The following is a 26624-nucleotide window of genomic DNA, read 5'->3' as shown; positions in this document are numbered from 1 at the left end:
GCTAAATATATGCGTTAGCATTAAAAGAGATTCTATGAAAATGTCTACCACCACACCATTTAAAAAGTTCGTCTCTCGTGCCCGATACTACGCGCTGGCCCTGCTAATGGCAGTGTCGCTGCCGGCTTCTTTTGGTGCTTTGCCTGTTTCGGCCAATGCTGCCGATCGTATTCGCGATCAAATTGAGGCAGCCGAGCGGGAAGTAAAGCAATTTGAAGCCCAAATCGAACGTTTACAGGGGCAGGCCAATACACTACAGAATGCCCTGGCTAAATTAGCCGCCGAAAAAGCAGCCATACAGGCAAAAGTAGACGCCAATGAGGCAAAACGCAGCGGTTTAATTACTGAAATTGCCGAAACAGAAGCAAATATTAAGCGCAATCAGGCAGTGCTGGGTGAAACCGTGGCTAGCTTGTATCTTGATGATGGGTTAAGTCCGCTAGAAATGCTGGCTAGTAGTAAAAGCATCGGTGACTACATCGATAAACAGGAATACCGCACGGCGATTCGCGAACAGCTGCAAGTGTCAATCAATGAAATCAAAGAATTACGCCGTAAGCTGAACGAACAAAAAGTAGCGGTTGAGAAAATCTTAGCTGAACAAAAGGGTCAAAGAGATCAAATCGCGGCTAAAGAAGCCGAACGCCAGCGATTGCTTCGTGAAACCCGTGGTCAAGAAGCGAATTACAGCCGCATGGCGGGCGAACGTCGCCGCGAAATCAATCAAATGGCTCAAGAGCTGAACGCCCTCTATGCTCAAGCCGCTGCTCGGTGGCGCGGCGGATACATTACTGTTGGCGGCGGCGGTGGGTACAAATATGCCGGCCAGGGGCTAACCATAGGTAATTGCCCTGGCGATTGTGTTGACGAGTTCCGTCTTTATCGTGGCCAGTGTACCAGCTACGTCGCTTGGCGCCTTGCTAGCGAAGGCTATAAAGTATATACCTTCGACGGTCGTGGGGATGCCACCCAATGGCCTGACACAGCTACATCTTACTGGGCTTCATTGTACGGCGAGGTAAACGCAGCCAAGGTACGAAACTACCCGCGCGCTGGGTTTGCGGCGGTCGATCAAAACATTGCCCCGCCATACGGCCACGTTATGTATGTGGAAGCCGTAAATGGTGATGGTACGATCACGATTGCAGAATACAATTATCAAAGCCCGGACACCTTTTCAAAAAGAAAAATTAGCCCTGCTGGCTTAGTCTTTCTTGAATTCGCCCGTCAATAACTAAGGTACTTTAATGACAAACACTTCTTCTGAAAAACACTCTAGTCAAAAGCGCGGTATTTCTTATGGGCTTCTTGCGGTAATCGTAGCCCTAACCTTAATTATAGGGTTTATTGCTGGGACTCGCAGCCACCAGCTTGCCTCAATATTCCCATTTTTGAAACAACAATCGCTCGATCTTTCTTCGATTCAAGAAACCTACAATCAGCTGCAGCGTAACTACGATGGCAAGCTCGATGTGCAAAAGCTGTTGGATGGCGCTAATCGTGGCCTGGCCGAAGCAGCTGGCGACCCATACACCACCTTTTTAACCGCCGATGAAGCAGCCGAGTTCACCCAAGAACTCGAAGGTACTTTTAGCGGCGTTGGTGCTGAGCTTGGTCGCCGAGACGACAAGCTTACTATCATTTCCACTCTCGATAACAGTCCTGCCCGGCGCGCTGGCTTACGAGCTAACGACGTGATTGTGCGCATTAATGACGAACCGGCAACCGGCTTTTCGGTAGATAAAGCAGTCGGCAAAATCAGGGGGGAAAAGGGGACAACGGTAAAAATTACCATTTTACGCGAAGGCGAACAAGAAGTAAAAGATTTCACCATTACCCGCGACGTTATCACCGATCCAAGTGTCAAATCTGAAATTAAAGACGGTATTGGTATTATGCGTATTTCGCGCTTTGGCGACCAAGACACGGTAATTCTGGCGCGATCAATTGCCCAAGAATTTAAAGACCGCGGCGTTAAGGGAGTGGTGGTTGACGTCCGTGGTAACGGTGGCGGCTACGTAGATACCGCTCAGGGTATTGCCAGTTTGTGGCTTGATAGCCAGCCAGTAGTGATTGAAAAAGGTAAAAATGTGCCCGAACAAACCATTACTTCAGGCGCTAACCCTATACTTAAGGGTATACCGACGGTAGTTTTGATTGACGGTGGCAGTGCCAGTGCCAGTGAGATTTTGGCCGGCGCTTTGAAAGATCACCGCGCCGCAAAGCTGGCAGGTACGGTAAGCTTTGGCAAGGGCAGTGTACAGAAGATTATCGCTATGCCCCACGGCGGCCAGTTAAAAGTAACGGTCGCTAAATGGTTCACGCCTCTCGGTAAAAATATCGATAAAGAAGGTATAGCGCCAGATTTTGAGGTCAAGCTGAGCGAAGAAGACATCAATAAGGGCCGTGACCCGCAGCGTGACTGGGCCATCCGAGAGCTAAAACGATAAGGAGCAGTTGTACAGAAAGTCGATTTCTAGTACGATTAAAGCAGTATGGAATCCAAAAAGAAAATTCTCCTTGTTGAAGACGATACCGCACTTGCCAGCGTCTATAAATCGCGGCTTGAGCTCGAAGGCTTTGCCGTCAGTGTGGTGCATAACGGCGAAGATGCCCTGTCGACGGCTGTTGCCTTTCACCCGGATCTTGTGGTGCTCGACGCCATGATGCCTAAAATCGGCGGTTTTGATGTTTTGGACATTCTTCGTAATACCCCAGAAACCGCTAACATCAAGATCATTATGCTTACCGCCTTAAGTCAACCAAAAGATAAAGAACGCGCCGAAGCGCTTGGGGTTGATGATTACCTCGTGAAATCGCAGGTTGTGATTGGCGATGTAGTAGCACGTATAAAGCATCATCTCGGGCTAAACTAAGCTACCTCAGTGAAAGATACCAATTAATTGGTAAGGGTAGGGTGGTCGTGCACTTATAAGAGCTTCTCATAAGCATGCGCAACTATTAAGAGCAGAACCTCCCTGTTATAACAGGCAGCTGTATGTTAATTACTCTGAGCTTTGCTGAAGCTGCTTATGGCTAATTGACTTTTATTATGTTTTGTGATAGAATCTAAAGTAAGTAATAGAAGAACCAGCATGAATACACTCTCCTCAGTACCCGAACATAGCCCACTCGTCGATAACGATGGTGTGATTGGGAGTGCTGAAGTTACTCTTAATGATCGTTTCAGTGATACTGAGGTTGACCGACAATTTGAAGGAATTGTTCAAACACTAAAAGCGCCAGAAGCTGAGTTGCCAGAAACGAAAGAGAATATCCCACCTGCTGAAGCGTCTACCGGCGCTATCGAAGAGGTCAAATTCTCCGAATTAAGTCTTCGCTCGAAGCTTGGCCGGGTGGCGATGCGCGCGCTCCAGGGCGTCCACCGCGCTGTAAGTGGCAGCTCGACTGCTATCGATAGCCCTCTGGAGCTTACCAAGCCTGCACGTGGTGAAGACATTGCTTTACCACGCCACCGAACGCGCCCAGCGTCAGCCGAAGCGGCCAAAGCGGGAGTGATTGAGAAAGACCAGCCATTATTCCGCCAGCGTGCTAAACGCTTCGGACGAGCAGTGGTTGGCAAAGTGCTTGATAACAGAATTATCAATGGCGTTTTTGCACTTCCCTCGATGGAAAGCGCTTACCGGAATCCTGAACGCAAAAAATTTGAAGAATAATATTGGTACAAAAAAGAAAAGCGCCTTCTTTAAACGGAGGCGCCTTTCTAATTGTAAGAATGTTTGTTTATTTTACAATAACTTGAGTACGAGTAGCAGTTTTGCCGGTGAATCGGCGAACTTTTACTTTTTGGAAGCTCACCACGCCATCTTTAGCAGCATGGATAGTGAAGTTACGGCTCATGTAAGTTCCAGGGCCGGCAACCTTGGTGGCGCCGACTTGGCGAACTAATACTTCGCCGTTATTAACGACTTGGCCGCCGAAACGCTTAACGCCTAATCGTTGGCCGGGTGAGTTGCGGACGTTTTTGGCGCTACCGCCGGCTTTCACGTGTGACATATTACTTTAATTACTCCTTAATCAGTACTAATAATTCACGCCCAACAATCTGTCCCTCACGGTGGTAGATCATTTCCTCGCGGGATGCGTGTATAAAATCTATTCGATTATAGCCAATATTCTTGAGGTCGTCAAGTGTCGAAATATGCTCGATGCCTTTTTTGGTGTGCCAAGCAGGTACGGCGATACAGAGGCGAGTGCCCGCGGCGATTTGTGGGGTAAGATTTTCTAAAAACTTTTTTGTAATAGTGTGGCACTCGTGTTTAATTGCTGCCAATGTTTCGGCTGACGGCTCGCTACTAAGGGGCTTTCCGAGATACGTTTCACAGACCACGGCGTCAACTGGTGGCTTCCAGGTGGCAGTGGTAGCATCGGCCTGTTCAGCGGTGTAATGAAAAGAAATACGATGTGTTCGCTGGAGCCAGTCGAGATTTTCCTGGGTATAGCGAACCATTTTATCACTGATATCAGTGCCGTAAACTTCATAGCCAAGTAAAGCGGCTTCTTGCAGTACAACACCGGTACCACAGAAGGGGTCGAGAAGGCGAGAGGGCGCCTTTTTCTGGGCGCCTACGAGGTTAATCATGGTCTGAGCGAGTTTTGGTGGCAGCATACCAACATAAGCGTCGCGCTTTGGGCGGCTGCGGTCACGAAAAGTGTAAGCCTCGATATCTTGCACGTGCTTGGTGAGGGCCAAGAGCGTTTGGCCAGCGCTGGTGGCACTCACGATCAACTCATGCTTATTGGCGGCTGTTCCGAGCTTGTTATGGAGCACTTGTGCAGTGTTGAGGGCGCTCTCAGTATTAGGGATGAGTCGCACTGAACTGCCGGTCTTCTTAAGGCGCTGTTTAATAATCAGGCCGGTTTTCTGCACATCGCGCGGCGAAATTGTAAAGTTATAGGCACTAATGCCCAAAGTCAACTTGCCTTCCAGCCGTAGGGCTTGGAAGTGGCGCACGGCTCGTTTACCAGCTGTTTCCCATGAAGTAGTGGGGACGCTATCAATTATCTCACCAATCTTCATCACGCCACCTAAGGGCCGCTGAAGCACCTCGGCAACGGGTATATCGAGCACCGCGACGTTTGGCGCTACCGGTGTTATTTTGGCGCTGCCGAATACACTTTCAAGTTCCGCCAAGGCGAGCCCGGGCTGCCGTCCTAAAATACAAATTGTCATGTTGCTACTTATTATACCTAAGTTTGGTGCCTGGTGGGCTATAATGTAGGGGTATGAAGTTCAAAACTTGGGTTAGCATTATTACACTTGTGCTCTTAATTGGGGTGATTTACTTCGCTCGGGATGAGCTTATTCAGGCATGGCAATTGCTTGGGCAGGTAAATCTTGGCATTTTATTTTGGATGATTCCGGTGCAAATATTTAGTTATTATGCCACTGGGGCGATTATTTTTTCGTATTTGCGAGCAAAAGGCAACGTTAAGCACTTAACGCACTGGCAGATGACCCGTATCGCGCTCGAATTAAATTTTGTTAACCATATTTTGCCGAGTGGCGGCGCAGTAGGATTTTCTTATCTTGGCTGGTTGCTGAGTAAACACGGCGTAAAGCCTGGCCGGGCCACCATGGCGCAAATTGTGCGCTTTGCTTTTACGTTTATATCATTTGTGATGCTTCTGATAATTGCGGTGATAGTGGTAGCCTTTGATGGCGCCATGAATGCGCTGGTGTGGCTGTTAAGCGCTGGGTTGGTGTTATCGGCAGCGTTTGCTAGTATCGCCACGCTGTACATCATAAAAAGCGAACGGCGTTTAAAGAAATTCGCCCACTGGGTGGCGGGAATTGGTAATAAAGTTGTTCGTATTGTGAGTCGCAAAAAGCGCAAAGAAATTATTGCTTATGAAACGATTGAACGATTCTTAGAAGAGCTACACCAAGACTACCTAGAGCTGCGAAAGGAAAAGAAGATTCTTATCGTGCCGTATATCTGGGCGACAATTGCCAATATTGCCGATGTAGCGCTGCTATGTATTGCCTTCTTGTCGCTCGGCGTGTGGGCTAATCCGGCCATGATCCTGATTGCCTTTGGTATTTCTTCGATTGTCAGCGCCTTAACGGTTACACCAGGCGGCGCAGGGGTTTACGAGGCGATTATGATCGCTTTCTTGGCTTCAGCCGGCGTAAACCCCGAGGTGGCTATTCTTGGCACACTGCTAGCTCGAGTGCTGCTTATTATGGGGACGATCGTCTTTGGGTACATTTTTTATCAGTTAACGATTTTGAAGTATGGAAAACGTCCAGCTTAGCGTTACCGATTGCATCGCCCTTATAAACCAAACGCTTGATTATGCGTACCCAGCGGTGACAGTCGTGGGTGAGGTGTCGTCTTTTAAAGTGAATCAGGGCAAATATGTGTTTTTCGACCTTAAAGATGACCAATCGACCATGCCATGTTTTATGACCGTTTGGCAATTACGACAACCACTTGAAGACGGCATGAAGGTGATGGTGGTCGCACAGCCCAAAATTACCGCCTGGGGTAAATTCAGCATGACCGTACGAGAAGTGCGGCCGGTGGGTGAAGGAAGCTTAAAACGCGCTTTTGAGCTGCTAGTGAAGAAGCTGCAAGCCGAAGGGCTGTTTGACGAAGCTCGCAAACGATCTTTGCCAATGTTTCCGGAGCACATCGGGGTGATCTCTTCAACTCAAGCTGCCGGCTATGCTGATTTTATTAAAATTTTAAACGATCGCTGGGGTGGCATGCGGATTGATGTAGCCCACGTGCAGGTGCAAGGGATGGCCGCGCCAGGCCAGATTATGCGGGCATTAGAACACTTTAACGAAATGGCTGAGCCACCAGAGGTAGTGGTGCTACTACGAGGTGGTGGCAGCGCCGACGATTTAGCCGCCTTCAACGATGAACCGCTGGCTCGGGCAATTGCTGCCAGCCGGGTAGTTACACTCGTGGGAGTCGGACACGAAGTGGACACTTCGCTCGCCGACATGGTGTGCGATGTGCGCGCCGCCACACCGAGCAACGCCGCACAATTATTGGTGCCTGACCGTAGCGAACTACTGCGTCAACAGCAGCTAATGATGTCGCGCACGGCAAAAGTGATTTGTAACCGTTACGATGAGCTAAGCCAGGTTTCTCGCCATGCTGTTGGGCATATGCTTCGGCACCTTGAAGCCAAACTTGGGCAACTAGTTGAAACGCACAAAAACATGCAGCAAACCCTGGGCCAAATTAATCCGCGAACAGTACTGAACCGTGGATATAGCCTGGTGCGCACCGAGGCGGGCATAGTGGTAAGAGGCAATGCCGAAGAGGTTAAGCCAGGCCAAAAGCTGACCGTTGAATTAGAAAAAGCTATAATAACTGCAGGAGTTATTGATGTCAGCCAAAAATAAATCGTCACTTAAACAGCAAATCGCCGAACTTCAGGAGTTACTGGAGTGGTTCGATCAACCAGATATTGACCTTGAAGAGGCACTAGAAAAATTTAAAGTTGCCGATATTTTAGCGCGCCAAATTGAAACTCGGGTTGGCAGCCTAAAAAATGAAATTACCGTTTTAAAAGAGCGTTTTGACCAGGACCAAGCGGCATAATGCCTGAAGCCATTTTGTGGATTGGCGGGGCTATAGTTGCTTGTTTTTTATTGGTAGTGTTTTGGGGCGCGCCGTATGTGCCCACCCGAAAACGTCAGCTAAACCAAGCCTTCGATGAACTATACCAGCTAAAGCCCACCGATGTGGTCATAGATGTCGGCGCGGGCGACGGGGTTGTGCTACGGGCAGCGGCCGAGCGGGGAGCGAAAGCAGTCGGCTACGAACTTAACCCGCTGCTGGTATTGGTGGCGAAATGGCTCGGAAGAAAGTATGGTTCGCGAATGGTAGTGCGCTGGAAAGACTTTTGGCGTCAGACACTGCCACCAGAGACAACCGTAGTCTACGCCTTTTTGGAGGGGAGAGATATTGCCAAGATGGAGCGTTTCTTGTTGGAGCAGGCCAAAGCCAGAAAACAGCCACTGTACTTTATAAGTTATGGCTTTGAGCTACCGGACATACCACCACAGAAGAAGGTTGGGGCAATGGTACTTTATGAGTTTGCAACCGAACGCAAGAATAGAGGCTGACACCTCGCCATTATAGACACTCTTCGCTCGCAAGCAGCTCGCTGCGTTGCAGTGGAAAACACTGACGTCTATGATGGCGAGGTGTCAGCCTCTATTCTCCATAGACAAATCGCTCTAAAGCCATAAGCTTTACAAAACCCCAGCCGCCTCTTATAGTAAGAGCATGCAAAACAAAGACTTTTTACAACAAGGAAGCCTGAACGGCCTGCTTGTTATGACGATTGTGCTCGGCGTGCTTGCGGCGGGCTTTGGCGCAGTGATGGTGTGGGCGCTGGTGAATTATAACGATCAGAAAAATAATGTCGATTCTAAAGTGGCAATTGCCGTAGCAGAAGCCAAGCGGGAACAAGCGCTTGAAGATGAAGACAAATTTGCCGAAAGGGAGAAAGAACCATATCGGCGCTTTATTGGGCCCGATGACCTCGGACGAGTAGAGTTTGATTACCCGAAGACCTGGAGTGTTTACATTGGGAAAAATGGCGAAAACGGCCGCTATGAAGCTTATTTAAATCCAAACACGGTGCCGATGGTACGGCCCAGCCAACAGTTTGCCCTGCGCGTAATTGTGGAAGATCGCAGCTACGAGTCAATCTTAAAAACGCACGAAACAGCGGTCAAGCGCGGTGAACTGCGCAGTTCAGCCATTACTGCCAGCGGTTTCACCGGAACGCGACTGGATGGCAAATTCTCGAACGACATTGAAGGATCGATGGTGGTGTTTAAGGTGCGGGATAAAACTTTGATGCTTGCTACCGATGCGACCATCTTCAAAAACGACTTCGACAAGATTATTTTAAAGACACTTAGTTTTAACCCGTAGAAAAAACGGTTCGCTTACGCTACACTTAAAAGAGAGATGAGCGCAAAAGATGGTACTGGCGAGATGATGGGGCAAGAGTTTTCGCTGCCCGCGATTACGGCGGCGGCTCATGAATTAAAGGCGCCACTGGCGTTGATTCGGCAATTATCGCTGGTTCTTCAGGAGGGTGGCACAACACCTACCGAACAACAGGAACTGCTCAATCGGATTACTCTCACAAGCGAACGTTCTTTGCGGCTGGTTGGGCTTTTAACCAAGCATGCTCGCCTTGAAGATGCTTTGTTTCAATTAGAGCCAGTGAACGTGGCACACGTTTGCCAGCAAGTGAGCCATGAGCTGCTACCGCTAGCAAAAGCTGGTAATAGGCACATTGCACTGCACCTAAAAGGTAAGCAGCCGCCAATTGCTGTGGCAAATAGCGAGTTGCTGCGGGCAGTTATTTTAGGCTTGTGTGATAACTCGCTTGCCTATGCCCAAACGCGTGCACCACTTGAATTAAAGGTGCACAAAAGCCACGAGAGCATTCGGATTGCTGTGCGTGATCATGGCACAGGCATGCCGGCAGATGTTTTTAAAAAGCTAGCCAGTCGGCTAGGTAAGTCGGCGCAGCCAGTAGCGGGCCGGCCGCAAAGCAGCGGGCTAGGTTTGTATGTGGCCAGCAAGTTTGCTGCTGCAATGCGTGGTAGTCTTGGTGTTCAGCGGCATCAGCGCGGTGGCGTGACCTTTTATGTTGATATGCCGGCCTCAAAACAGCTGAGTCTTTTAGCCTATGAGTAAAAAACGTGTTCTAATTGTTGAAGACGACATATGGCAAGGTGACTTGTATCTTTTTTTATTGAAGCATGATTATACTGCTTTACGCGTGACGTCAGCGGAAGCCGCGATGGAAGCTATAGATAGCTTTCAGCCAGATAGCATACTGCTTGATGTACTGCTTGATGGTGCCAATGGCATCACCTTATTACATGAGTTGCAGTCGCATGACGATACGGCGAGGATACCAGTAATACTGTGTACCAGTCTCGAACACATGCACAAAAATAGTCAGATACTCGCCCATTATGGTGTAAAGCAGGTGCTCGATAAGGCTACCATAACGCCCCAAAAAATACGGGCAGCAGTGAACGGAGTAGTAATATGAAGCCGATCCGAACCGAAGCAATTGTGTTAAGGCGTACAAATTACGGCGAAGCTGACCGAATAATTCAGTTACTCACCCCACAGCACGGAAAAATAGCCGCCATGGCAAAAGGTGTCCGGCGTGAAAAAAGTAAACTTGCCGGCGGGATCGAACTACTGGCAATCACGGAAGTAAATGTACAACCGACAACAAAAAGCGATGTTAGCATTTTAACAGGGGCGAGATTGCATACATTTTTTGTTCATATACTAAAAGACTATGATCGGATGCAGCTGGCCTACGATATCTTAAAAAGAATTAGCAGTGCTGTAGAGCTAGTGCCAGAGCCTGAGTGGTACTTCTTAACAAAAGAAGCGCTGAGTGCTTTAAATGACGAAAAAATCCCCAAAGATTTAGTAGAGTTGTGGTACCGTTTGCAGTATACGCACTTGCTCGGCCACGGGCTTAATCTTCGGACCGATAGTGCTGGTGGAGCGCTACAGTTGGCTGAACAGTATATATATGATGCGACGGAAATGGGGCTTAAGTCGCAAACTAATGGTTCAGTGACGAGTGAGCACATTAAACTACTGCGATTACTCCAAGATAACTCACCCAAAGCGGTATCGCAGGTGGGAGGCATCGAGAGTTTGATTTCGGAATGTTTATGGGTACTGCGCCAACACGACCAATAGCATGAAGATGCCCCGTCTTGGTGACGGGGCGGGCGGCTACACCTTCAGTGAATCGATGAAATCTTTTTGTGAGCCGTAAAAGTCCCTAAAGAAATAGAGGATCACTAGACGGACAAGATTTCGTTGCTGACGCGAGCTGGCATAGCCCACGGCTAGCCACAGTGATGCATCACCGCCGGACATATCTTTCAACCGACACAAACAAATACCTTCGATTAGCTTGCGCCAAAAGTGGGGCAGGCACCGAGTCCAAAAAGCCGCGGCTTCGAAATTTCCGCTGTTGTAAGCGGCCATAACCCGGGACATGGCTTCTTCGAAAGAATGGCTCACAAGATTATCCCAACAGTCGATGACAACTATATTCTATAAGAATAACCACATATGGTAAACCCTCGCCGAAGCGAGGGTAGGCGGGCGATTAGCGGAAGTTCTTGAGCCGCTTGAACTTGTCGACGGTATGCTGAGCCAACTTGGCCTTGCCCGACAGCTGTCGTGCCGCTGGCAGTAGCCGCCGGTGGAGGCGCGCTCCGCCGAAGCAAAGCAGCAAAACTTCCAAGCAGCGTTCGACGTGCTTCGCCCTGATGCTCTGGTAAAAGGTCTTTGGCGTCATCGCTAGGCGGCGCACCAGCGACTCCGCCTTCATCAGTCTAATGCGCGCGTTGAGCTCATACGGCTGGTGGCCGTCAAGCCCTTGCACGGCGGATCGCAGCAGGTTAAGCCCAGCCAGGCGGTCACCCTGTTCATAGCGCAACAGCCCCAAGAAGCTATTGGTGGCCTCGCGCTCCAACCAAATGGTTTCTTCAGGCCTTTCGCTGGCCGTCTCAGCCTTCTTAAGAAGCTCAAGTGACTGCTTGAAGAATCGGTGCGCTTCTTCGAACGCACCACCATCCATCTTCAACTGTCCGTGGTCACGATCGATACGCGCTGCATCGAAATTGCTGCTGGCTCGACTACGGGCAGTAGCAAACGCCTCCTCAGCTTCGTGGAAACGCACCGGCCCCATCAGGCGCAAAGTGATTGCCTTCAAGTGGTGTGCTTCGAAACGCTCAGGGCACCGCTTAATGGCACCTTCAAGCATTTCCAGGCCCGTGGTACGCTTTCCCTGATTCAAGAGGCAGATTGCCCTTTGGACATCGACGTCGTAGGTAGACATGTCACTCCTCGTCTCGTCTAGATCACCGGAATTTTATCGTACACAACTTAGCGACATTATTCAATACGATACGTCGAGCCATTAATTTTAGGCGTCTCTCTGTTATAATAACTGCAATATGTCACAAAAAACTACTGCACTTGAAGATATCGTCAGCTTAGCTAAGCGCCGCGGGTTCATTTACCAGGGTTCTGAGATTTATGGTGGTCTGGCCGGAACCTGGGATTATGGTCCGCTTGGCGTTGCCTTGAAGCGCAACATTAGCAATCTCTGGTGGAAGTTATTTGTCGAAGATCGTGAAGATATGTACGGGCTTGACGCCGCCATTTTGATGAATCAGAAAGTTTGGCAGGCGAGTGGTCACACCGGAGCGGGCTTCGCTGATCCTTTGGTAGAAGATGTGAAAACTAAAAAACGATACCGTGCCGATCACTTACTCGAAGAAAACGGCGTAGAAAACCCAGAAGCGTTATCGTATGACGAAATGAACCGCGTGATTCGTGAAAAGGGTATAAAAAGCCCCGACGGTAACGATTTAAGTGACGTCCGCGTGTTCAACTTGATGTTTGAAACGAACGTTGGGCCGATTCACGATGAAAAGTCGAAAGCCTACTTACGCCCCGAAAACGCCCAAGCGATGTTTGTTAATTATCGCAATATTGTTGATACTTTTTACCCAGATTTACCGTTTGGCGTAGCCCAGATTGGCCGCGCATTCCGTAACGAAATTAGCCCGCGCGAATTTATTTTTCGTGTGCGCGAATTCGACCTCATGGAATTTGAATACTTCATCCACCCAAACACTTGGGAAGAGCAGTTTGAATATTGGCGAACAAAATTTCACGAATGGATTCAGGCATTAGGTTTGCCGCTCGATAAACTTTATGAGCTCGAAGTGCCAGTCGAAGACCGAGCGCATTATAGTAAGCGAACAATCGATTTTGAATATGCCTTTCCGTTTGGCGTAAAAGAGATCGGCGCTGTGGCTTACCGGACCGATTATGATCTTTCAAACCACATGAAACATAGCGGGGTTAATATGCAGTATTTGGTGAAAGGTACCAATGAAAAGCTAATTCCGCACGTGATTGAACCAACCTTTGGGCTCGACCGCACGCTGCTCGCAGTGCTCAGTGAAGCCTACGCCGAAGACGAAGTCAACGGCGAAAAACGCGTACTACTGAAATTGCCCGAACACTTAGCGCCGGTGCGCTTTGCGGTGTCGCCACTGCTCAAAAACAAGCCTGAATTAGTGGAAAAAGCCCGCGAAGTGTTTACGGCACTAAAGAAAAAATACGGCGCCGTTATGTGGGACGACAATGGTAATATTGGCAAGCGCTATCGCCGTCAGGATGAAATCGGCACGCCATATTGTGTTGTGATTGACTTTCAGACGCTTGAAGACGGCACCGTTACCGTGCGTGATCGCGATACGACCGAACAGACACGCCACCCAGTTACTGAGATTTAGGTTGATTAAAAGTGGCCTGCCCTTACTTTTGGGCAGGCCGACGCATTGCTAGCGGCTTCTCACAAGACTTTCCTCATAAGTTCGGTTGCGGCTATCACAGCAAGCTCCGATAGCTCGCCATAGCTAGTACGCATACCTGGGATACGAGACTGAGTGATCCATACAGACATCAATCCCTTGTTGGGATAGATTCCCACGCTCTGAATTTCGCCCCGTGGTGAGATGAGCCGATCAGTAGCCTCGATGAGTTTATCCTGTTGTGGATATTGATCGATCAATTTCTGGAGTTTCTCCTTCGAGCCGGACATCGAAACAAGTACGCCAGCGGCAAGCACCTTCTTACCGTCCGGAGAGAGCAGATCATGGTTATGGGCATGTTCAAACTTCAACGCTTATCCTATTTAAGGTAGTTGGTAGCGATCAGGGTAGTGGCATAAACACACAATGCTTCTCCGCGGTCGTGTGCCTGCTCAGACGATTCAGCCGCCCCCGGGTGAAGCTCAACCACGAATTGATTATTTGATCGAACAGTGCATCGGATTGAATGAGGAGTATCACCCAGAAGGGCTGCCATTTGCTCCGACACCGAACTACCCAGGGGTGGCAAATTGAGTAGAACGTACCATTTCTCGCCATCAGCCCAAACTCTTGCAACAGTACAGAGCTGCATGCCGGTTCCTGTCTTGTGCGTTTGACTGCCAAGTTTGAAGTATACTATTTCTCCAGAGGAATCACAATAAGATGTTGCTCAAAGCACGCAATAACCCAACGCTAAACCTTGTATAATAGACACATATGATAACCTACTACACCGACGGCAGCTGTAGCCCTAACCCCGGTCCGGGTGGTTTTGCAGTGATCAAAAATATGCAGCCGATACTCCTGGGCGCTGAAAAAGTATCTACCAATATTCGCATGGAAGGCAAGGCAATCATTGCCGCTCTCAAGGATGCTGATGGCGCAGAATGCCAAATTTACACCGATAGTGAATTTTGGGTGAACGTGATTACCAAATGGTCCATAACCTGGGAAAAAAATGGCTGGAAGAAAAAAGGCGGCGACATTAAAAACCTTGAAATCGTCCAGGAAGTAGCGCCGCTGTACCGCAATTCTAACGCCACGCTTACCTGGGTGCGCGGCCACGCCGATGACCCGGGTAATATTTTGGCCGATGAATGGGCCAATATCGCTCGCGAACGTTTTAAAAAGGGCGAGTCGCTGGCTATTACTACCGCAGCCACGCACGAAGAACCGCCTCAGGTGCCAGAACTAATTAACCAGTATTTGCTTGGGGGCCGACTAATGCAGCTGGCAACGGTAAACAATGATCAACCCTGGGTCTGTACGGTGCATTACGTATATGTTCGCGGTAATGTGTACTGGCTTAGCTTGCCGTCGCGACGCCATAGCCAAGAGATCGAATGTCACGATAAGGTGGCCTTTGCCATGGCGGTAAAGCACGACAAGCCGGTGGTCGGCATTCAAGGCGAGGGCAGGGCTGAAGTGGTGCGCCACGAACCAGAAATCGCCGAAGTTATGCAGGCCTACGTTTCAAAATATGGCATTGGTCAAGATTTTTATGAAAACTTCCTCGCCGGAAAAAACCAACACTGGCTATACAAATGCCCGCCACGCTTACTGGTGCTATTTGATGAGGTACATTTTGATAAAACCATCTCGCGTCAGGAATGGCGACCAGAGCCTGCTGTAGCTGGTGCCTAAAGGCAAGCACTAGCATCTTGCTAAAATTACCGCTATACTAAACAGCAATTGTGATACGAACCAGCCGCTAAATAAGGAATCGACATGGATGAACCTCAGTTAACTGATATTTTTTTGTGGGCCAACACTACTGACGCTATTAAAAACGAGCTTGATGTTGAGTTTTTTCTGTTCAACAAAAACTACACGCCGTATCTGGCGGGTTTCAGCGCTGAATTGAACGCCCAAATAAAGCCATTATTTTTGTTCGAGCTCATGAATTTTGTCAATAAGGGCGCTGGTATGGGGCTAAGTGTACGAGATTTCGAGCTAAGCGAAGCCGAAGAAAACGTGCTGCTGCGCACCAAGCTCGACAAAGTAGGGCGGGCGGAAACTCTGCTGCATACCATCGAACACTCGCGTCACGAAATTGTGCCTTTTTCGGAGCAAGACCACGAATTTAAACGCTTGAAAGGCGTGGTTGCGCGGTTTTCGCACAAAGAGAAAGGTCATTTTTACGTTATTAAGCAGCTGCAGCAGTCGCAAATTCTTAAAGGTGCAGTGTCCTGGGAATTTATTGATGGCAGCTTTCGGCCGTTTGCGGCTGATGCCGGCTTAAAAATGCCGCCAGACAACCAAGTGCTGGTTGTGGGTAGCGATATATTTGTCTTTAGCCAAAGCAAATTCGAGCGCTTATTTGACTACGATTACAAAAAGCAAGCGCTGGCCGAGAAAAAAGCCAAAGAAATCACGGCCCATTTTTCGCTAAGTTTTCCAGAGGGTATGGATCTTCAAAGCTTAGTCCGGGAGCGTAAAAAAACCGTTACCAAATTACAAAAGATTAACCCAACGCTTATAAAGCAAGAGCAACTGATTGACCATGCCGAAGAAATGGGCCTTGAACTAATGGTCGACGACGCTGGAGCGATTATTATTATGGACGGCAACGATCTTGATACTTTTGTAAACCTTTTGAATGACGACTATATCACCAGTGATGTTACCGGCATTCGCTACGAGGTAAAAAGCAAAAAACCGCTTGACGAAGCCGCTGAAGATGAGTCGAGCCCTGCTCCCGGTAGCTTATAAATCTTAAATTTTGCTATACTATCCTTTGGGCTTCACTCGATTTAGGAGGAGGAATGCAAGCTGCAACTAGTGGTGAGCTGCTCGAGAGGGTTAGTGCGGCTGTTCAGGCTATCGGTAGCGCAGATCAGCGCCAACTCGCGGCCGTTCTGCGACAGAAGCCAGAATTGTACGTACGCTACGCCTCTATTCTTGAAGAGATGGCCAGCGTGGAGGCAGAGTACCTTCGCCTTGTTAAGAAGGTGGGGGCGCATTTGTCGCTGGAAGAAATGAAGGCAAGCTTGCGGCTACCTGCTGCGCTCCGCGAAGAGGCAAAGCGACAAGATCGTGAGCAAGATCGTCGGCTTAAGAGGATCGTGACTACGTTAGAAGAAGTTGCTCGCGCCCTAGGAGAAAGAAGCACTCACTAAATTCCCGCTAGTTCGTTTTGCATATCGTCAGTAACTAGAGTATTGTAGATGGGATGGCGCCGATTATTGAAGGGATTGTAATGGACACCAATAAGTTCAAACAACTTCTCGCCATGCAAGCTCGGTGGCTGATGGCAGCTGAAGAACGAAATGGATATCCTCCAAGGGAACTCGCGACGAGCCAAGAGCAGAATCGGTCACTTTGGCAACGGTATGAGCAGGCGAGGGTGCAGAGCGACCCCTTCCTAGCTAAGCTGGAGAAAGGGGCGCTACCTGACAGCGAGCTTGACGCTGCGCACGCTGCCTTCCGTGAGGCTGCCGAAGCCACCGAAGCCATTGTGGCGACACTCGCCGCAAATCGCCGGCAACAGTAGCGAAGCTTCATGTCCTGTCGAGATTCCTTCGGCAGGACACTTTTTGTTGTAAATTCCAGTTTTTCATCCTGCAGGCGGTTTTTAAGCGGTACAATAGCAGCATGGATCAAACTTTGGCTCTCGAGATTATGAGTGTGGGCGAGAATGTTTTTCTTACCGGACCGGCGGGTTCAGGGAAGACATTTGTGTTAAATGAGTTTATTCGACGAGCAAAAAGTCAGAAAAAATACGTTGCCGTGACGGCGACCACTGGACTGGCGGCGTCTCATTTAGGCGGAGCAACCATCCACGCCTGGAGTGGTATGGGCATTCATGATAGCTTGCCCGAGCGTTTCTTTGAGTATCTTCCTAAAGGTCGTCGGGAAATTATTGAGAAAACCGATATTCTTATCATCGATGAAGTATCGATGCTGCATGATTTCCGCCTCGATCTGGTGAACGACATCGCAAAAACCGTCCGAAAAAACGACGCGCCCTTTGGTGGGATGCAGGTGATTTTGTGTGGTGACTTTTTTCAGTTGCCGCCAGTCAACCGCAGCGAAAACCAGCAGGGGCGATTTATTGTGCATTCAGCTGCCTGGGAAGAAATCTCGCCGGTGATTTGCTACCTCGAAGAACAGTATCGGCAAAATGACGGCCAATTCCTCGATATTCTAAACGCTCTTCGTGCGGGCGATATTCGCCGTCGACACGCCGAGGCGCTTCTTGGCCGCCGAAACGCCCAACTACCGGGCGATCAGGAAGTCACCGAACTACATACCGTTAATATTGATGTTAATCGCATCAATAACCAAAAATTAAATGAGCTTCCCGGCGACGAAATAGTGTTTTCGATGGAAACCACCGGCTCGGAAAATTACGTCGAAAGCTTAAAACGGTCGTGCCTGGCGCCTGAAGAACTTCGCCTCCGAAAAGGCGCTTTAGTCATGTGTATAAAAAACAGCCCCGAACGTCGATATGTTAATGGTTCGATTGGAAAAGTGATCGAATTTGAAAAGGGTACCAATTACCCAATTGTGGAGCTGCGCAACGGCAAAACCGTTACCATGCTGCCCGACACCTGGGAACTGCGCGATGGCACGCGAAAGCGGGCATCGCTGACACAAATACCGCTGCGTTTAGCCTGGGCAATCACGGTGCACAAAAGCCAGGGTATGACGCTCGATGCTGCCCGGATTGACCTCGCAAGGGCTTTTGTGGAAGGGATGGGGTATGTGGCTTTAAGCCGGGTTCGTAATCTGGAAACGCTGAGCCTTGTTGATATTAACCGTATGGCCCTGAAGGTCAGCGCAGATGCTTTAAAAATCGATGCCACTCTAAGGGAGCAGTCGGCCACCCATGCTCAAAAGTTTGCACATCTTCGAGAACAGGCAAAGAAAGAAATTGTAAAAGATAAGACAACTTCAGCGTCCTCCTGGAGCGAAAAAATTGAAAAAATGCGCCAAACTTACCCCAACGCCTACCGCCCGTGGAAACCCGAGGACGACGCAGCGCTAAAAGAGAAGTTCCTGCAAGGCGAGGCCATCGAAACACTGAGTCAGCTACTCGGTCGCCATAAAAATTCAATTATAATGCGCCTCCAGAAGCATTATGGCGAAGATGTAGTGATAAACGGAGAGGCAGCCTCATGAGCGAACGTGGCGAACACTTCTTTGTTCCGGATGTTCTGCGCCCCCCTGACTATTTTAGGGAATTAGAAATTGCTGAAACAAACCGCTTAATCGATTACCTGGTAGCACCAGCTCACGAGCGGGTTGGTATCTTACCCGAAGACGCTGCTCAGGAACGTAAGGTGACGAACGAAGGCACAGTAAGACTGGTGCAGGCGCGCCAAATTACCCCAAAGCATGGCGATCCGTATATCCAAAGGCTAGCGCTACACAGCCAAATTGACTCCGAGCGACAACCGCTGCCAGGGTTGACCTATGAAATCTCGCACGAATTGTCGTATGTTTATGATAAACAAAAGGCCGGTGAGCCATTTCTGCACCAAATGCACACTGTCTTTGAAGCCCAATATAGAAATGGCTATATGACCGCCGAAGACTTTGCTGAACTTTTGACGGCGAAAAGTGTTATTTATACCGAAGGGTACAAATACGTCCTTCAACGCGACTTGCCCGTGTCCCGGTTGTATGTTGCCAGTGTTAAGGTGCAGCATCAGCCGCAGGGTGAAGCCGAACCTCCCGCTTATAGTTCGGCGCGGCTGGCCTTTATGAACAGCATGACAGCCCGTACTTTTCCCGAGGGTCGCTCACTCACTGTCTTGGATCAAGAGGCAACCGAGGGCCTGTTAACCGGCGATACCGACCACGAAAAGCGCCTGATCAGCGTCCTTTACCTGATGGGCTTAGTATCTGAGCACGAGATAAGACAGTACGCCGGTGTTTCGTAAAGTCAACTTATGCGCTTACCTAAAATAGTTGGACATTGATTATTTCTTTAATTTAGAAAATAGCGGCTGACCCAGTTGCACTACCTTGAGCGTGCCATCAGTAATGATATTGACGCCAAAGGTTTGCCCGCGGAAAGCTAGCTGTTCGCCAGCAGTTACAATAGTGGTATCGCGTAGCTTATCGGCTGCCTGCAGAGTACTAATAACAAAATCACGCTCGCGCTCAGTATCGCTATCAATCTGGTGTGTAATTTGGAAGTTGCGCATACGAATCGCAAACGGCCCGATGTCATGGGTGGCAGCGCCAATCCAGATTTCACGACGACCCTGCACCAAACCTCGAAAAACCTTTTCCCAGAATGATTGATGAGCGTGAGGTTGATGTTCGTCGGACAACCGCCATAGACGAATATGGTGGCGGTGTCGGGGCGTTGGCGGCGTGCCTTCCTGGATCTGAAAACCGATATCCTGGCGTCGCCCAAAAAGATACAGGCTACTAAATGGAGCGGCAGGGTAGGGGCGATTGAATATTGTGGCCCAGGCCATAATAACCGCCGATTTTAAGGTCACTTTATCGGCGATCGTCCAACCGGCGGCTTCCATGCTGCGGATCAGCTGCTTTTCAGAGCGGCATACAACAGCAATATTGACCGGATCCGACGGCCAACCATCAGAGGTGGTGGCGTAGAGTGGAATATGATTCGGTTTAATCGCAATTCGCCACACCCGCATTAAGCCAGGAATAGCCACATAGGCAATCCAGATATAGATAATAATCAAAATACCAAGCAGGGGAATCTTGCCATCTAAAATTGGCACCAGCAGAAAAAAGGTTGCGTACGCGGTGACAACCGCAATAATAAACACCAACAACCGCCATAGTAGGCGGAATACGAGTCCGAACATATCCACCATTGTACCTCAAGACGGCAGGAAGCGGTATAATAGTAAAACATGAGCCAGAAACAATTACCGTTACAATTTCCTAAAAAATTCTTATGGGGCACGTCAGTTAGCGCCCATCAAGTTGAAGGCGGCACAGACAATCAATGGACCCGTTGGGAACTCGAGAATGCCAAGAGCCTGGCAAAACAGGCCGAATATAAACAAACCTGGTTGCCACGGTGGGACGAAATACAGCAACAGGCAACTAATCCTGACAATTACATATCTGGCAAAGCTGTTGATCACTTTCATAACTATGAAGAAGATTTCAGACTGCTAAAGAAAATGCACATGAATGCCTTCCGTTTTAGTATTGAATGGTCACGGATCGAACCAGAAGAAGGCAAGTGGAGCCCGGAAGGTATTACTTTTTATAAAGAATATATTGCCGCGCTAAAAGCCAAAGAAATCGAACCGATCATGACGTTATTTCATTTTACGTTACCGGCATGGTTCGAAGAAAAAGGGGGGTTTGAAAAACGGGCTAACAATAAATATTTTGTTCGGTTTGCTGAAAAAGTACTGAGCGAACTGGGCCAACACGTGCGCTATGTGATCACGATGAACGAACCCGAGGTATATGTGTACCAGGGGTGGCGCGATGGGTCATGGCCGCCCAATAAAACCAGCAAGTGGCCGGCACTAAAAGTGTATCTGAACTTGGTGGCAGCGCATAAAAAAGTTGCTAAGCTCGCGCATGGTATGAGCCGGCGGTTTAAGGTAGGCTTGAGTACAAATGCCGCTCACCATTACCCAGGTGATGACGCCTGGCTCACGCGGCTGACAGCACAGCTCGCACAGAAAGGCGATGATCTTTTCTTACGGCTGACGCGTCGGCATCTTGATTGGATTGGTCTGAACTACTATTTTGCGAATCGCTATTACGGCTACCGAGCACACAACCCCGAAGACAAGCTAAGCGATCTAGGCTGGGCGATGGAACCCGACAAGATTCAGGACGTCGTGGAACGCTTGTATGTCAATTTTGGTGTGCCAATTATGATTACTGAAAATGGCCTGGCCGACGAAAAAGATGAGCATCGACAGTGGTGGATTACCCAAACGTTGCTTGCCCTACATAAAGCACAGGCTAGTGGCGTTAAGCTGCTTGGTTACCTGCATTGGAGCTTGCTGGATAATTTTGAATGGGCGTATGGCAAATGGCCACGATTTGGTTTATTTGCGGTTGACTACAAAACTGGCGCGCGGACGCCACGTAAAAGCGCGGCCTGGTTTGCGCTTGTAGTCAAGCGATTGAGGGATAAAAAATAATGGCGCTGACCCGTTTTGGGACAGCACCGTAAAAGCTATTTTCGAACAAAGCCAAAGCTACTATACTCCCTATGATCACAGCTCACAAAAATTAGCTGGCTGGTTTCATTGGTCTGGACGCCAAGTTGATGGCAATGGAAATGATCGATTCGCTTACCGGTAACTTGGACAACGCATTCCACACGCCGGTCACTCGGCAGGTTCTTAAGTTTATTCGTGGCGGCAGTCAGGATGAGCTCGAAATTTTGTTCTAAGCTGGCTGATGTTAGTTCGACGATTTCTTCGACCGCTCGGCGACCCATTTCGTACCCCGTTCAGTATCTTAGGCAACCGTAAACCCAAAGGTCTCGCGGCCAATCTTGTCACGCCTCCACCCTGCAAACATTACACCGTACCGAGTGATGTCGCTAAAGCCAAGATGAAAGATTATCCTACTCGTCTCGACCTCCTCAACTTGAGCTGCTACCGAAAATTCGGCACCAGCACGGAGACCATTATCCTGCACGAACTGCTGTACGCGTGAGAGGAAAGTAGTAATTGCCTGTTCTGGCGTTGCTTGGTTCACCTTAATCACAGGAACGGTCAGACGAGCCATAACTCCTCCAAAATCAAATCGATAAGACATCCATAGTGTAGCCTATCTCAAGTTCAATTTCAAATCATAGGCAAGCTAAATCGTCCAGAATAGTATATAATGGTTGACATTTAAGCTTAAGCATGATAACATGAAGGTATTATGAAAGAAAACACAAAAAAAGCGACAAACACAACTAAAAAAATAACCACCACGGCCGCAGCGGCGCCAACCGCTGATATGCGGAACTATGCTTTTGAAGATTTCAAAAACGCAGCGCTACTAGTATCGGTGTTTATGAACGCCTTTGTTTTTACCGGTTGGCTAGCACTTCAGGTGACCGACCGCTATAACGCTCAGGTAGTATCGTTCTTATTTGGTTAAAAGGGGGACTATAAAAAGAAATCCACAGCCATCAAAAGCTGTGGATTTCTTTTTATACTGTTAATGAGTCATGTTATCCACAAATATGTGGATAACCACCCAGTGGAGGTTGTGGAAAACTATTTTTGGGTATTGCAGTGGGTAGTGGTGGGTATTAAACTGAGTTCAGTGGGTAGCGGTGGGTAACACCACCAGAAAAAATAAAAACCACGAACGTAAAATAACCAATCATCAAAGGAACCAATGGCCACACTCGATTATTTCGAACGCAAGCTTGACGAAAAGCGTCGGTTAACTATACCGGCGGAACTTCGGGCTGAGTTTGCGAGCGGAGTCGTGTTAACCCAAGGGTTCGGCGACTACCTCCACTTATATCCAAAACAGGTGTGGGACAAAGAAGTCGAACCAGCCTTAACCGGCAGTATCCTCGATGAAAAAATCGCCGATCTGAACGTTAAGTTCCGGATGGGCAAGACCGAAGCCTCGCTCGATATGAAGCAGGGGCGTGTCACTATCGAGCAGCATTTGCTCGAGTATGCCCATATCGATAAAACGGTCCGGGCAGTTAGGGCAGGGGCGTACTGGCGAATAATCGCTGGCTAGCGTTCAAAATCGCACCTTCACAATTTGGTAAAAACAGATAGCGAAACTTTAGGAATGACTCTCGAGGTCAGCTATCTGGTAGTCAGTGGTGGACGAAAACGGCCGCCACCTATAAAATGGTCGTGGAACCTTACTTAAAACACCTCCCAAAAAACTCCACCTCACACATAAGTCTCTCACTTGTTGCCTTCCCTTGTGTTCTACTTTCGAGTTGTTTCTGTAACAGCCCTTACTAACGACACAAAAAGGCAACACCACAAAAACAAAAATATTTTCGCACAAAAACAAACATACTGACTACCAGATAGGTGACCTCGACTATGAGAAAACAACATCCACCACAACAACTCCACATTCCGGTCTTGCTTAAAAGTACGCTCGACGTGCTGCAGCCACAAAAGGGCGAGAAATACCTCGACCTTACTGCTGGCTATGGCGGTCATGCGCGTGCGTTCATTGCGGCAATTGGCGATGCTCATTTAGCGACGCTGGTTGATCGTGATGAGATGGCGATTTCCGAGCTGCAGCCTCTGGCGCAGCAAGGTGCGCGTCTTTTGCATACCGATTTTAAAACTGCCGCTCAGCAACTGGTTGAGGCCGGCGAAACATTTGATATTGTGCTTGTTGATTTGGGGGTGTCGTCACCGCAACTTGACAGAGCAGAGCGAGGGTTTTCCTTCCAACATAATGGACCGCTAGATATGCGTATGGACCAACGCGAACAGCTTACCGCTGAGCGCCTGGTAAATACGTTCTCAAAAGAGCAGCTAGTCAACATTATTGTTCGCTACGGTGAAGAACCGCCGCGTATGGCTGGGCGTATTGCCGAGGCCATTATTCGGTCGCGTCCGCACCATACAACAGCCGAACTCGCAACTGTTATTGCCAAGACTTATCGTGGCGGGTATCACAAGATACATCCGGCTACGCGTACCTTTCAAGCACTCCGGATTGCGCTCAATAACGAGCTCGAGCAAGTAGAGTCAACTTTGCCCTTATTGCCGCAGTTACTTACCCCTGGCGGCAGGGTAGGGGTGATTAGTTTCCATAGCCTAGAAGATAGGCTGGTAAAGCGATACTTCGCTGAAGCTGATGCCGCTGGGTATGAAGCCGAGCTCAAGTTACTGACGAAAAAACCAATCTTAGGTGCCACCGACGACGTTCACAATCCGCGTTCGCGAAGTGCAAAGCTTCGCGCCGCAGTGAAAATAAAAATATAAAAAAGAAAGGACTTGTTATGCCAATCGTAGTTGTTGACAAGTCACGCGCCACTAAAATCACCGTTACTCGCGGGTAGACGCGTCTAAAAAACAGGGTGGCTTGCCCGAACAAAGGGCGAGCCACCACCAAGAAAAAATAAACACTAATAAAATAAAGATAGCACCACATGTCTTATAATCGTAATGCCGTACTTGCAAGCAATCGTTCCCAGCATCAATGGCGCCGGAACCAAAACACCGTGGCTTTTCGCCCAAGTGCAAAGCTCGGCCCTGTTACTCATACCGTGCTGGTAGCTCTCATGATCGCCGTGCTTGGCCTCATATACTTAACCCAAATCACCAAAACCAGTACATATGGGTACGAGCTGAGCGATCTTGATCAAAAACGGGCTGAACTAATGAGCCAAAAGAGCGATCTTGAGGTTGAAAACGCCCGCTTGCAGGCGCTCGAGCGCGTTGAATCAAGCAGCGTTGCGCAGGGCATGACTACACCGGCAAATGTTGAAACCGCTCGTAATTAGCGCGTACAATAGTGAATCATGAGTCTTAGTTTTCAGAAGAGTAGTCGATCAAGGGTCCTGGCAACAGGACTGCTTGTGTTAGTGGTGATTTTTGTCGGCCAGCTGTTTAATTTACAGATTCTTCAACACGCCCATTACCGAGAAGAGGCTGAAAAAGAGCAGGTGGCTCGGCTCACAATTCCCGCTAAACGGGGCAAAGTTTATGCGCATGATGGCCAGAATTTGGTGCCATTAGTGCTCAATGAGCCGGTGTATACAGCGTATGCCGACCCGCACGAAGTGGAAGACCCGCGTAAAATTAGTGAAGTCATACGAAGAATTGCCGGCGGCACGGTGGTAAAAGATTTTGAAGACGGCTTAACTAGCAAGCAGTCTCGCTACACGGTGCTGGCGCGCCAATTGACCCGTAAACAAGCTGAGCTTCTAAAAAAAGAAGAGATAGCCGGTGTTGGTTTGCAAGAAAGTGATCGGCGCGTGTATCCAGAAGGCAGTTTAGCGGCCCAATTGCTTGGGTATGTTAACAGTGAGGGTAAAGGGCAGTATGGCATTGAAGAGGCTGCTAACGACCGCCTTAAGGGCGAAGACGGCTTACTGCAAGCTGTAACTGATGTGCGCCGTATTCCGCTAACTATTGGTCGTGAAGACATCCGAAAGCCAGCTAAAAATGGCGATGATCTAGTGTTGACCATCGACCGCAATATTCAGGCCTATGCTGAAACCGCCCTTGAAGTCGGATTAAAACGCGCAGGGGCAACAAAAGGCAGCGTTATTGTGATGGATCCGAAAACCGCAGCGGTGAAGGCGATGGCTAATTTCCCGACTTATAATCCAGAAAAATATTACGAAGTTGAAGATTATCGGCTGTTTCAAAACAATGTAGTTAGCGAGCCGTATGAAGCTGGGTCGGTCATCAAGGCACTGACAGTTGGTGTAGGCCTCGATACGGGCGTAGTAACTCCACACACCACTTTCAATAATCCAGGCTTCGTAAAGGTAGAAGATAGAATCATACGGAACGTCGAAGAAGATCCAATCAGCCCGGCTGCCACGATGACTGATATCCTGCAGTACTCGTTGAATACAGGGGTAGTGTTTATCATGCAGCAGTTAGGCGACGGCAGCTACAACCGTAAGGCACGCAATGTTATTTACGATTACTTTACCAATCACTATATGTTTGGTAAGAAAACTGGTATCGAGCAGGCGGCAGAATCTCGCGGAGTGGTTATTCCACCAACTGATGTACAAGGTAACAATGTTCGGTACGCCAACATGACATTTGGGCAGGGGATGGACCTGACAATGGTGCAGGTAGCAGCCGCTTTTTCGGCAGCAGTCAATGGCGGTACCTACTACAAGCCACACTTGATTGCTGGCACACGGAGTGCCGATGGCGCAGTGAAGCAGGAAACGCCAAAAGTGGTAAAGCAAAATGTTTTGAAGCCAGAAGTTTCGACGACGCTGAGGGATATGATCTACCGGGCGCGGCAAGCAGGTGTGCTTGGGGGAAATGACCGCGGCTATTTTGTTGGTGGAAAAACGGGCACCTCAGAGATTATTGACCCGGCAACAGGGAGATACACCGATGCTAATTCAATTGGGAGCTACGTTGGGTTTGGTGGTGATACTGAGCCGAAGTATGTCATAATGGTGCAGGTAAAAGACTCAAAGCTTCCTGGCTATGCCGGTACGACAGCAGCAGGGCCAATTTTTACTGATATTTCTAACTGGATGATCGATTACATGAAACTGAAAGCGAGGGGAAACTAA

34 protein-coding genes are annotated in these 26624 nt (G+C 48.9%); 25 read left to right on the top strand and 9 right to left on the bottom strand.

The genetic code is table 11. The features are described 5' to 3' along the window. The first annotated feature begins 34 nt into the window (after positions 1-34). The 4 genes from VD907_04695 to VD907_04680 all read left to right on the top strand — a co-directional run bounded on the left by VD907_04695 (position 35) and on the right by VD907_04680 (position 3677). Positions 35-1234, top strand: a complete 1200-nt coding sequence (locus VD907_04695) for a CHAP domain-containing protein (GenBank protein ID HYG84154.1) — start codon at positions 35-37, stop codon at positions 1232-1234. 13 nt (positions 1235-1247) lie between these two features. Continuing rightward, positions 1248-2450 (top strand): S41 family peptidase, encoded by a 1203-nt coding sequence (locus VD907_04690; GenBank protein ID HYG84153.1) that lies wholly within the window; start codon positions 1248-1250, stop codon positions 2448-2450. Positions 2451-2495: 45 nt separating this feature from the next. After that, entirely contained in the window at positions 2496-2876 is a 381-nt protein-coding gene (locus tag VD907_04685; GenBank protein ID HYG84152.1) for a response regulator, read from the top strand. A 219-nt stretch (positions 2877-3095) separates the two neighbouring features. After that, the gene (locus VD907_04680) at positions 3096-3677 is read left to right on the top strand and encodes a hypothetical protein (GenBank protein ID HYG84151.1); all 582 of its coding nucleotides are present in this window, start codon (positions 3096-3098) and stop codon (positions 3675-3677) included. 67 nt (positions 3678-3744) lie between these two features. Here VD907_04680 and VD907_04675 read toward each other — a convergent pair whose 3' ends face one another. Continuing rightward, positions 3745-4017, bottom strand: a complete 273-nt coding sequence (locus VD907_04675) for a 50S ribosomal protein L27 (protein HYG84150.1) — start codon at positions 4015-4017, stop codon at positions 3745-3747. A gap of 10 nt (positions 4018-4027) precedes the next feature. Then, complete coding sequence (locus tag VD907_04670; protein ID HYG84149.1) at positions 4028-5194, bottom strand: methyltransferase domain-containing protein; 1167 nt, start codon at positions 5192-5194, stop codon at positions 4028-4030. A gap of 53 nt (positions 5195-5247) precedes the next feature. On the opposite strand from VD907_04670, the gene VD907_04665 reads away from it, so the two are divergent. The 8 genes from VD907_04665 (at position 5248) to recO (ending at position 10745) form a co-directional block, all read left to right on the top strand. Beyond that, positions 5248-6279: a lysylphosphatidylglycerol synthase transmembrane domain-containing protein gene (locus tag VD907_04665; protein ID HYG84148.1), complete on the top strand. Its 1032-nt coding sequence runs from the start codon at positions 5248-5250 to the stop codon at positions 6277-6279. Further along, positions 6260-7384 (top strand): exodeoxyribonuclease VII large subunit, encoded by a 1125-nt coding sequence (xseA, locus tag VD907_04660; protein ID HYG84147.1) that lies wholly within the window; start codon positions 6260-6262, stop codon positions 7382-7384. The genes VD907_04665 and xseA overlap by 20 nt, the downstream gene beginning before the upstream one ends. Further along, complete coding sequence (locus VD907_04655) at positions 7368-7583, top strand: exodeoxyribonuclease VII small subunit (protein ID HYG84146.1); 216 nt, start codon at positions 7368-7370, stop codon at positions 7581-7583. The genes xseA and VD907_04655 overlap by 17 nt, the downstream gene beginning before the upstream one ends. After that, the gene (locus VD907_04650) at positions 7583-8110 is read left to right on the top strand and encodes a hypothetical protein (GenBank protein ID HYG84145.1); all 528 of its coding nucleotides are present in this window, start codon (positions 7583-7585) and stop codon (positions 8108-8110) included. The genes VD907_04655 and VD907_04650 overlap by 1 nt, the downstream gene beginning before the upstream one ends. A 163-nt stretch (positions 8111-8273) precedes the next feature. Further along, the gene (locus VD907_04645) at positions 8274-8930 is read left to right on the top strand and encodes a hypothetical protein (GenBank protein HYG84144.1); all 657 of its coding nucleotides are present in this window, start codon (positions 8274-8276) and stop codon (positions 8928-8930) included. A 36-nt stretch (positions 8931-8966) separates the two neighbouring features. Continuing rightward, entirely contained in the window at positions 8967-9707 is a 741-nt protein-coding gene (locus VD907_04640; GenBank protein ID HYG84143.1) for a HAMP domain-containing sensor histidine kinase, read from the top strand. Further along, positions 9700-10071 carry a response regulator gene (locus VD907_04635; protein ID HYG84142.1) on the top strand — a complete coding sequence of 124 codons (372 nt, stop codon included), beginning with the start codon at positions 9700-9702 and terminating at the stop codon, positions 10069-10071. Before VD907_04640 ends, VD907_04635 begins: the two co-directional genes overlap by 8 nt. Continuing rightward, positions 10068-10745 (top strand): DNA repair protein RecO, encoded by a 678-nt coding sequence (gene recO / locus VD907_04630; GenBank protein HYG84141.1) that lies wholly within the window; start codon positions 10068-10070, stop codon positions 10743-10745. The genes VD907_04635 and recO overlap by 4 nt, the downstream gene beginning before the upstream one ends. A 36-nt stretch (positions 10746-10781) precedes the next feature. Here recO and VD907_04625 read toward each other — a convergent pair whose 3' ends face one another. Next, complete coding sequence (locus VD907_04625; protein ID HYG84140.1) at positions 10782-11051, bottom strand: hypothetical protein; 270 nt, start codon at positions 11049-11051, stop codon at positions 10782-10784. A 112-nt stretch (positions 11052-11163) separates the two neighbouring features. Continuing rightward, on the bottom strand, positions 11164-11898 hold the full coding sequence (locus tag VD907_04620) for a hypothetical protein (protein HYG84139.1): 735 nt from the start codon (positions 11896-11898) through the stop codon (positions 11164-11166). A 118-nt stretch (positions 11899-12016) separates the two neighbouring features. Here VD907_04620 and VD907_04615 point away from each other — a divergent pair, with 118 nt between their 5' ends. After that, the gene (locus VD907_04615; GenBank protein HYG84138.1) at positions 12017-13369 is read left to right on the top strand and encodes a glycine--tRNA ligase; all 1353 of its coding nucleotides are present in this window, start codon (positions 12017-12019) and stop codon (positions 13367-13369) included. 59 nt (positions 13370-13428) lie between these two features. Here VD907_04615 and VD907_04610 read toward each other — a convergent pair whose 3' ends face one another. Both VD907_04610 and VD907_04605 read right to left on the bottom strand, forming a co-directional pair. Further along, positions 13429-13758 carry a hypothetical protein gene (locus tag VD907_04610; GenBank protein HYG84137.1) on the bottom strand — a complete coding sequence of 110 codons (330 nt, stop codon included), beginning with the start codon at positions 13756-13758 and terminating at the stop codon, positions 13429-13431. Positions 13759-13766: 8 nt separating this feature from the next. Beyond that, positions 13767-14039, bottom strand: coding sequence for a hypothetical protein (locus tag VD907_04605; GenBank protein ID HYG84136.1), 273 nt, complete (start codon positions 14037-14039; stop codon positions 13767-13769). A 125-nt stretch (positions 14040-14164) separates the two neighbouring features. Here VD907_04605 and VD907_04600 point away from each other — a divergent pair, with 125 nt between their 5' ends. The 6 genes from VD907_04600 to VD907_04575 all read left to right on the top strand — a co-directional run bounded on the left by VD907_04600 (position 14165) and on the right by VD907_04575 (position 19335). After that, positions 14165-15091, top strand: coding sequence for an RNase H family protein (locus tag VD907_04600; GenBank protein HYG84135.1), 927 nt, complete (start codon positions 14165-14167; stop codon positions 15089-15091). A gap of 84 nt (positions 15092-15175) precedes the next feature. Then, the gene (locus tag VD907_04595) at positions 15176-16159 is read left to right on the top strand and encodes a Kiwa anti-phage protein KwaB-like domain-containing protein (protein HYG84134.1); all 984 of its coding nucleotides are present in this window, start codon (positions 15176-15178) and stop codon (positions 16157-16159) included. A gap of 53 nt (positions 16160-16212) precedes the next feature. Then, positions 16213-16566: a hypothetical protein gene (locus tag VD907_04590; protein HYG84133.1), complete on the top strand. Its 354-nt coding sequence runs from the start codon at positions 16213-16215 to the stop codon at positions 16564-16566. An 80-nt stretch (positions 16567-16646) separates the two neighbouring features. Beyond that, positions 16647-16940, top strand: a complete 294-nt coding sequence (locus VD907_04585; protein HYG84132.1) for a hypothetical protein — start codon at positions 16647-16649, stop codon at positions 16938-16940. A 101-nt stretch (positions 16941-17041) separates the two neighbouring features. Next, entirely contained in the window at positions 17042-18571 is a 1530-nt protein-coding gene (locus tag VD907_04580; protein ID HYG84131.1) for a PIF1 family DEAD/DEAH box helicase, read from the top strand. Beyond that, the gene (locus VD907_04575) at positions 18568-19335 is read left to right on the top strand and encodes a hypothetical protein (protein HYG84130.1); all 768 of its coding nucleotides are present in this window, start codon (positions 18568-18570) and stop codon (positions 19333-19335) included. Before VD907_04580 ends, VD907_04575 begins: the two co-directional genes overlap by 4 nt. A gap of 39 nt (positions 19336-19374) precedes the next feature. Here the strand turns inward: VD907_04575 and VD907_04570 are convergent, their stop codons facing one another. Beyond that, positions 19375-20241: an LssY C-terminal domain-containing protein gene (locus VD907_04570; GenBank protein ID HYG84129.1), complete on the bottom strand. Its 867-nt coding sequence runs from the start codon at positions 20239-20241 to the stop codon at positions 19375-19377. Between the two features lie 48 nt (positions 20242-20289). Here VD907_04570 and VD907_04565 point away from each other — a divergent pair, with 48 nt between their 5' ends. Continuing rightward, on the top strand, positions 20290-21552 hold the full coding sequence (locus VD907_04565; protein ID HYG84128.1) for a glycoside hydrolase family 1 protein: 1263 nt from the start codon (positions 20290-20292) through the stop codon (positions 21550-21552). A 35-nt stretch (positions 21553-21587) separates the two neighbouring features. Here the strand turns inward: VD907_04565 and VD907_04560 are convergent, their stop codons facing one another. Both VD907_04560 and VD907_04555 read right to left on the bottom strand, forming a co-directional pair. Continuing rightward, complete coding sequence (locus VD907_04560) at positions 21588-21854, bottom strand: hypothetical protein (protein HYG84127.1); 267 nt, start codon at positions 21852-21854, stop codon at positions 21588-21590. 20 nt (positions 21855-21874) lie between these two features. Next, positions 21875-22147 carry a hypothetical protein gene (locus VD907_04555; protein ID HYG84126.1) on the bottom strand — a complete coding sequence of 91 codons (273 nt, stop codon included), beginning with the start codon at positions 22145-22147 and terminating at the stop codon, positions 21875-21877. A gap of 141 nt (positions 22148-22288) precedes the next feature. Between VD907_04555 and VD907_04550 the strand changes: the two genes are divergently transcribed. The 5 genes from VD907_04550 (at position 22289) to VD907_04530 (ending at position 26624) form a co-directional block, all read left to right on the top strand. Then, entirely contained in the window at positions 22289-22510 is a 222-nt protein-coding gene (locus VD907_04550) for a hypothetical protein (protein HYG84125.1), read from the top strand. A gap of 243 nt (positions 22511-22753) precedes the next feature. Next, positions 22754-23113 (top strand): hypothetical protein, encoded by a 360-nt coding sequence (locus VD907_04545; protein HYG84124.1) that lies wholly within the window; start codon positions 22754-22756, stop codon positions 23111-23113. A gap of 320 nt (positions 23114-23433) precedes the next feature. Continuing rightward, entirely contained in the window at positions 23434-24333 is a 900-nt protein-coding gene (gene rsmH / locus VD907_04540; protein ID HYG84123.1) for a 16S rRNA (cytosine(1402)-N(4))-methyltransferase RsmH, read from the top strand. Between the two features lie 167 nt (positions 24334-24500). Then, positions 24501-24854 (top strand): hypothetical protein, encoded by a 354-nt coding sequence (locus VD907_04535; GenBank protein HYG84122.1) that lies wholly within the window; start codon positions 24501-24503, stop codon positions 24852-24854. 18 nt (positions 24855-24872) lie between these two features. Beyond that, positions 24873-26624, top strand: a complete 1752-nt coding sequence (locus VD907_04530; protein ID HYG84121.1) for a penicillin-binding protein 2 — start codon at positions 24873-24875, stop codon at positions 26622-26624.

The sequence above is a fragment of the Verrucomicrobiia bacterium genome, assembly GCA_035629335.1.
Classification (GTDB): domain Bacteria; phylum Patescibacteriota; class Saccharimonadia; order Saccharimonadales; family Saccharimonadaceae; genus DASUUR01.
Note: the sequence above shows the minus strand (reverse complement) of the source record. Positions and strands in the feature narration are given on the sequence as shown.